Below are 5,738 nucleotides of genomic sequence, written 5' to 3'. Positions count from 1 at the left end.
GGCCCGCACCGGGGCCACCACCGGCAGCACACTGGCCGATCTGGCGACGGCCAAACCGGAACCGTTCGACGTGATCATCACCGCGCTTGGNGTGAATGACGTGACGCGTCTGGTGCCCTATCCCCTCTGGCTTCGTCGGCAGGGCGCCTTGCTCGAACGCCTGCGCCTGCTTCACGGACCCCGGCGCATCTACGTTTCCGGCGTACCGCCCGTCGGAAGCTTCCCGCTACTGCCCGATCCCCTGCGTTGGACGCTGGGGCGTCAGGCCACCCGATTTGACCAAGGGTTGGCCGCCTTGCTGCACGGCACATCCGATGCGGTGCATGTCCCGTTCGACCTGCCGATGGACCCCTCGCTGATAGCACAGGACGGGTTTCATCCCAGTGCAAGCCTCTACGCGGAATGGGGTGAAAGAAAAGCCAGCCGGATCGTCTCCGACTGGCTTTGATCATGTCTGACGAAGTGGCGCGTCAGCGGCGCGCGAATGCGTCCCGGTATCCGGCACCCCGCAGGCGCGAAATCGCCGTTCTGGTAGCCTGATCCCCGGTGAAGGGACCCGCCTGCACGATCATCAATGTACGACCGCCGGACCTTGCCTGCCCGATATGGGCGCGCATTCCCATCGCGGCAATGCGCTGGGCGGCGCGTTGGGCATTGGCCGGATCGCCATAGCTGCCGACCTGCACGAAACTGGCACCTGCGCCGGTTGTAGCCTGTCGCACCGCGGCGGCGCTTTGCACGCTGGCTCTTGCCGGTGATTGCGCGACCTTGGCGTGGCGCCTGGCCTTCGGGGTGGACCGGCTGGAATAGACAGGTTGGCGGCCAGCGCGGGCGGACGTGCCGTTGCGGATGACCTGTTTCACAACCACGCCATCGCGGCGGACGATTTTCACCACACCCAGTTCACGGCGCTGCACCGCAATGCTGAGATAGGGATAGACGAGCGGCACCGTAGCCGTGACATCCTTGCCCGTGCGCTGGTTGATCAGCCGGCGGGGCAGCTCATTCGTCCAGATCAGCATCATATCGGCGCGGCCACTCAGGGTTTGCTCCGCCCGGTTCGGGTTCAACCGACCGTCTTCCCAGACCCGGCGATAGCCCTGCGGCACGGCAACGTTCCGGGTATTCAACCGATTGATGGCCACATGCTTCGGCACCACACGGGTCTGCCCAGTAATCTCGGGGACAACAGGCCGCGCGACGCGGGAGGCTACCGGCGCAGTAACGACCGCGGTCTGCGCGGCCGGGGCGGCCGTTACGGGCGCAGGCCGGGCCGCGGGGACGGGCGCAGGCTGCAGCGCCGGTGCAACGGCGCTGGTCCGATTGCTCGGCTGCGCGGTCCGCACCCCGGTGCCATGATAGGGAACGATGGGCGCGGCCTGCGGGCCGCAGCGAACAGCGAGCTTGCCGTTCGTAGGCAGATAGCGCTGGCCCATCGCGGAAACCCCCGGGCAGACCGAAGCGGTACGCCGCGTGGTCACCGTCGCCGGGGAGGCAGGCTTGGGTGTGGGGGCGACAGCCGCAGGACGCGAGACAATCACCGGCGCGGGCCGCGGGGCGGTCTGCCGCACCACGACCGGCGCAGGCGCAGGCTTTGGTACACGGCGCACCGTGGTTACCCGCCGCGGCGCGGGCTTCGGCTGGGCCACGGGGGCTGTTACGGCCGCAGTGGCCCTCGGCGTCGTGCGGCGCACAGGCGCCGTGGTGGAAGCAGCGGGCTGCCGTGGTGCATTATCGAGCGTAATCTGCTCCACCGCCGGTGCGGGCTGCGGCGCGGCGGCCACCTGCCCCAGATTGGTGGGGGCAAAGCCACAGACAGTTTGCCGCTTGCGTGAAACCCGAGGCACCCAGGTCACGTTGCCGTCGATCCCTGCACGGATAAATACGCAGCCCTTGCTGTCCACGTATTGCTTGCCCTTGTAGCTTGCAGGCGGGAACTCGGCTGGCAGCTGGTTCCTGATCTGCGCCTGAACTGCACCGGTTCCGACCGTGGCCGAAAGCAGGGCGATAGTGATAATCCTTGTGATCTTCATGTCGTGCCCCCACACAATGTTGTGTCCACGATGCCTCATCGCGCGAATCGAGTAAAGCGGTCCGGGGCACAATTCGACCGCCTCGGGGGATTATTTCGTGCCGAACATCCTGTCGCCCGCGTCGCCGAGTCCGGGCACGATGTAACCCACCTCGTTCAGTGCCTCGTCCACCGCGGCAGTGACGATGGGCACGTCCGGATGCGCCTCTTTCATACGGGCCACGCCTTCGGGTGCGGCGAGCAGGCAAAGAAAGCGAATGTTCGTGGCACCCGCCTGTTTCAACAAATCGATCGCCGCCGCAGAGGAGTTGCCCGTGGCCAGCATCGGGTCTACCGCAATGACCAGTCGGTCATCAAGGCCTTCGGGGACTTTGAAATAATACTGCACCGGCTGCAGCGTCTTTTCATCGCGGTACAGACCCACGAAACCGACCCTCGCGGAAGGAACCAGTTCCAGCACGCCGTCCAGCAGACCATTCCCCGCCCGCAGGATCGAGATGAGCGCCAGCTTCTTGCCGTCCAGCGTCGGGGCATCCATTTCCTGCATCGGGGTGGTGATGCGCTTGGTCGTCATCGGCAGGCCCCGGGTGACTTCATAGGCCAACAACTGGGAGATCTCTCGCAGCAACTGCCGGAAAACCGCCGTGGGGGTATCGCGGTCGCGCATGATCGTCAGCTTGTGCTGCACCAATGGATGATCGACGATCTTGAGGTGTTCGGGTGTATCGGTCATGGGCGGGCTCCTTCGGTTCTTCCGCTTCTGCCGCGAAACGCGCGATATCGCAAGGCGGCGGAACTTTCCTTCGCTGATGTAGCGACCGGAAGGCTGCCGCGTCTTGGGGTTCTGATCAGTATCTTCGATCGGCGTGAACTTGATCATGCAATCTGAAAGTTCGCCGATGCCGCCCCCGGACATGCCACTGGCCTTCCTGCTGTGCGTGACATATAGAAACTTCGCGCAATGCGCCCTGCAAGCATCTGAAATTATTCGTCCCAATTAGCTCGTCTTTACCAGCTAACTTATCCATGGAGCTTCCTTTGAAAGTCGTAATTACCGGCGCCTCGGGATATGTTGGTCAAAATATTGTTCCCATTCTCAAAGCGCAATGCGATGCCATTTTGCTCGTTGGCCGAGATGTAAGTAAATTGCGGGAAACCTTCCCCGGACTGGAATATTGCACTTTTCAAGAGTTGGAAGCGAAGGCGGCAGGCTTCGATACGCTTGTCCATCTATCTGTGTTGAATAACGACCAGGAGGGAACTGAAGCCGATTTCCACAAGGTGAATACAGAACTTACGATCCAAACGGCAAAGTCGGCAGAGGCCTGCGGCATCCAGAGGTTCTACAACATATCTTCGGTACATGCCTTGGATGAGCAGAATCTATCCCTCTATGCCAAAAGCAAGCGTGCCGCCGTCGCGGGTTTATCTGAATTCACCCGCCTTCAGGTTATCAACGTCTATCTTCCTTTCGTGCGCGGAACTCAATGGAACGGAAAGCTGGCCTTTCTCAATTCAGTGCCGCCGGTTGTGGAAAGTTCGCTGAAGACTTTCCTCCTCGCGCTCAAACCCTCGGTGGAAGCCCGCGAATTGGCCGACTTTATTTTGCACTCTGACAGCAAACAAGACACGGTGATCTTATCCAATGGGCAGTCAAACAACCCTGCCTACGCGATAATCAAGCGAGGGATCGACCTCCTCTTTGCCATCGCGGTTATTGTCGTGATGGGTTGGGCGCTTTTGATTGTCTGGGCTCTGATACGCTTCGGGTCGCCCGGGCCCGGAATTTTCGCGCAAGACCGTGTAGGCCAGCATGGGAAGACGTTCACCTGCTATAAATTCCGTACGATGCAGGATGGAACGGTTCAGTTGGGAACCCACGAGGTATCGCAATCGGCTGTTACGCCGATCGGTCGCTTTTTGAGGCGCACCAAGATCGATGAACTGCCTCAGGTCTGGAACATCTTCAAAAATGAAATCAGCCTGATTGGCCCTCGTCCCGGGCTACCTGTTCAGACGGATCTATTTCAGGCCCGGCAAGCCCGCGGTGTGTTCGAGGTAAAGCCGGGTATCAGCGGTTTGGCCCAGGTCAACGATATTGATATGAGCGATCCGGAAAAACTGGCGAAATGGGACGCGCGCTATATTCGGCTGCAGTCGCTGATACTGGACCTTAAACTTGTATTGGCGACCATCAGGGGCAAAGGTCAAGGCGACAAGACTAGCGCTTAGCGCCAGCGGCTCTCTATCAGCCCAAACATTGGCGATTGAGTTGACCCTCGGTTGGCTCGGGTAACATCCGATCGTTGAGCTGCCGGCCTTTCTTCAAGCGACTCAGCCCTCCGGAATGGTCACTCCCAGATGCGCCGCCACCAGTGGCGCCACATCGGCAAATCCTATCTGTCCCAGAGATCCTGCCCTTGTTCCGGCCACGAGAACAGGCACGCGTTCGCGGGTGTGGTCCGTACCGATCCACGTGGGGTCGTTGCCATGATCGGCCGTCAGCAAAAGCATGTCTTCAGGGCGCAAACGTTCAAGTACCTTGCCCAATCGCGCGTCGAACCATTCGAGCGCCCGCGCATAGCCCGATACGTCCCGGCGGTGGCCATAGATGCTGTCGAACTCCACGAAATTGGCGAAGGTCAGACACCCTTCGGGGGCTTCTTCGACAGCGGCGGCGAGATGGTCCATCAGCGTCGCATCCGTCCCCTTGCTGACCCGGTCGATACCCTGCATGGAAAAAATATCGCCAATCTTGCCGATCGCATGCACGGCGTGGCCCGCGTTCTGAACCCAGTTCGTCAGCACCGGGCGGGGGGGCAGGATCGCGAAATCACGCCGGTTGGGCGTCCGCTCGAACCCGTTTTCCGCATCCCCCACGAAGGGGCGCGCGATGACCCGACCGACCTTCATGGAATGGAGCCGGGGTGCCACCGCTTCGCAAAGCTCAAGCAGGCGGTCCAACCCGAAGGTCTTCTCATGCGCGGCAATCTGGAAGACCGAGTCCGCCGAGGTGTAGCAGATGGGCCAGCCACTGCGCATATGCTCCGCGCCCAGCGCCTCGATGATCGCGGTACCGGGGGCGTGGCAGTTCCCGAGGATACCGGCGGTGCCCGCCGCTTCGGCGACATGATCGATGAGGTCGGGCGGAAAGGACTCTTCGGTCTTTTCGAAATAGTGCCAGTCCCAGGGCACCGGCAACCCGGCGAGTTCCCAGTGACCCGATGGCGTGTCCTTGCCGCGGGACGTTTCGGTTGCGGCACCCCAGCGGCCATGTGGCGTGACGCGGGGCAACCCGGCAGGGCCCTCACCGGCCGCCAATTCCATTGCATGTGCCAGACCAAGGCTGTTGAGGTGGGGCACATGGAGCGGGCCGGAGCGCCCCTCTTCTGCCCTGCCCTGCGCGCAAGCCTCCACGATATGGCCGAGCGTATTTGCTCCGGTATCGGGGACGCTGCCGTTGAAGAATTCGCCTGCATCCGGCGCTCCGCCAATGCCGACGGAATCCATTACTACCAAGAAAGCGCGGGCCATCAGCCGATCCTGTCAAGTATGAGCGGGGTCGGCGGCAACGGCTCCGACCCCAGTTCGATGGCGACCAGGAGGCTCTGCGCTGCCTCTTCCGCCTCGGTCTCGTTCCTCGCGTGAACGACAGCAAGCGGATCGCCCTTTTCGACGCGGGTCCCCAATGCGCAGACGTCCGACA

The 5,738-nt window shown here is 61.9% G+C and carries 6 protein-coding genes; 2 read left to right on the top strand and 4 right to left on the bottom strand.

Translation table 11 applies throughout. The features are described 5' to 3' along the window. Window positions 1-31: 31 nt before the first annotated feature. Window positions 32-448 (top strand): SGNH/GDSL hydrolase family protein, encoded by a 417-nt coding sequence (locus A3764_RS26335; protein ID WP_443069375.1) that lies wholly within the window; start codon window positions 32-34, stop codon window positions 446-448. Between the two features lie 22 nt (window positions 449-470). Here the strand turns inward: A3764_RS26335 and A3764_RS10675 are convergent, their stop codons facing one another. Continuing rightward, on the bottom strand, window positions 471-2,033 hold the full coding sequence (locus tag A3764_RS10675) for an SPOR domain-containing protein (RefSeq protein WP_067926195.1): 1,563 nt from the start codon (window positions 2,031-2,033) through the stop codon (window positions 471-473). A 90-nt stretch (window positions 2,034-2,123) separates the two neighbouring features. Beyond that, entirely contained in the window at window positions 2,124-2,765 is a 642-nt protein-coding gene (gene upp / locus A3764_RS10670; RefSeq protein WP_067926334.1) for a uracil phosphoribosyltransferase, read from the bottom strand. Window positions 2,766-3,058: 293 nt separating this feature from the next. Here upp and A3764_RS24050 point away from each other — a divergent pair, with 293 nt between their 5' ends. Next, window positions 3,059-4,264, top strand: coding sequence for a hybrid nucleoside-diphosphate sugar epimerase/sugar transferase (locus A3764_RS24050; protein ID WP_082851155.1), 1,206 nt, complete (start codon window positions 3,059-3,061; stop codon window positions 4,262-4,264). A gap of 102 nt (window positions 4,265-4,366) precedes the next feature. Here the strand turns inward: A3764_RS24050 and A3764_RS10660 are convergent, their stop codons facing one another. Together A3764_RS10660 and A3764_RS26425 are read right to left on the bottom strand one after the other, a co-directional pair. Next, window positions 4,367-5,566 carry a phosphopentomutase gene (locus tag A3764_RS10660; protein WP_067926199.1) on the bottom strand — a complete coding sequence of 400 codons (1,200 nt, stop codon included), beginning with the start codon at window positions 5,564-5,566 and terminating at the stop codon, window positions 4,367-4,369. After that, a complete protein-coding gene (locus A3764_RS26425; RefSeq protein WP_443069374.1) occupies window positions 5,566-5,721 on the bottom strand; it encodes a hypothetical protein in 156 nt (51 codons plus the stop codon). The genes A3764_RS10660 and A3764_RS26425 overlap by 1 nt, the downstream gene beginning before the upstream one ends. Between the last annotated feature and the right edge of the window lie 17 nt (window positions 5,722-5,738).

The organism is Sulfitobacter sp. HI0129 (assembly GCF_001635395.1).
Classification (GTDB): domain Bacteria; phylum Pseudomonadota; class Alphaproteobacteria; order Rhodobacterales; family Rhodobacteraceae; genus Sulfitobacter.
This window is presented reverse-complemented; position numbering and strand designations above follow the sequence as displayed.

Excerpts from the sequence above, each read along its gene's own strand:
- A3764_RS10675 (WP_067926195.1), bottom strand. The coding sequence starts at position 2,033 with ATGAAGATCACAAGGATTATCACTATCGCCCTGCTTTCGGCCACGGTC.
- upp (WP_067926334.1), bottom strand. The coding sequence starts at position 2,765 with ATGACCGATACACCCGAACACCTCAAGATCGTCGATCATCCATTGGTG.
- A3764_RS24050 (WP_082851155.1), top strand. The coding sequence starts at position 3,059 with ATGGAGCTTCCTTTGAAAGTCGTAATTACCGGCGCCTCGGGATATGTT.
- A3764_RS10660 (WP_067926199.1), bottom strand. The coding sequence starts at position 5,566 with ATGGCCCGCGCTTTCTTGGTAGTAATGGATTCCGTCGGCATTGGCGGA.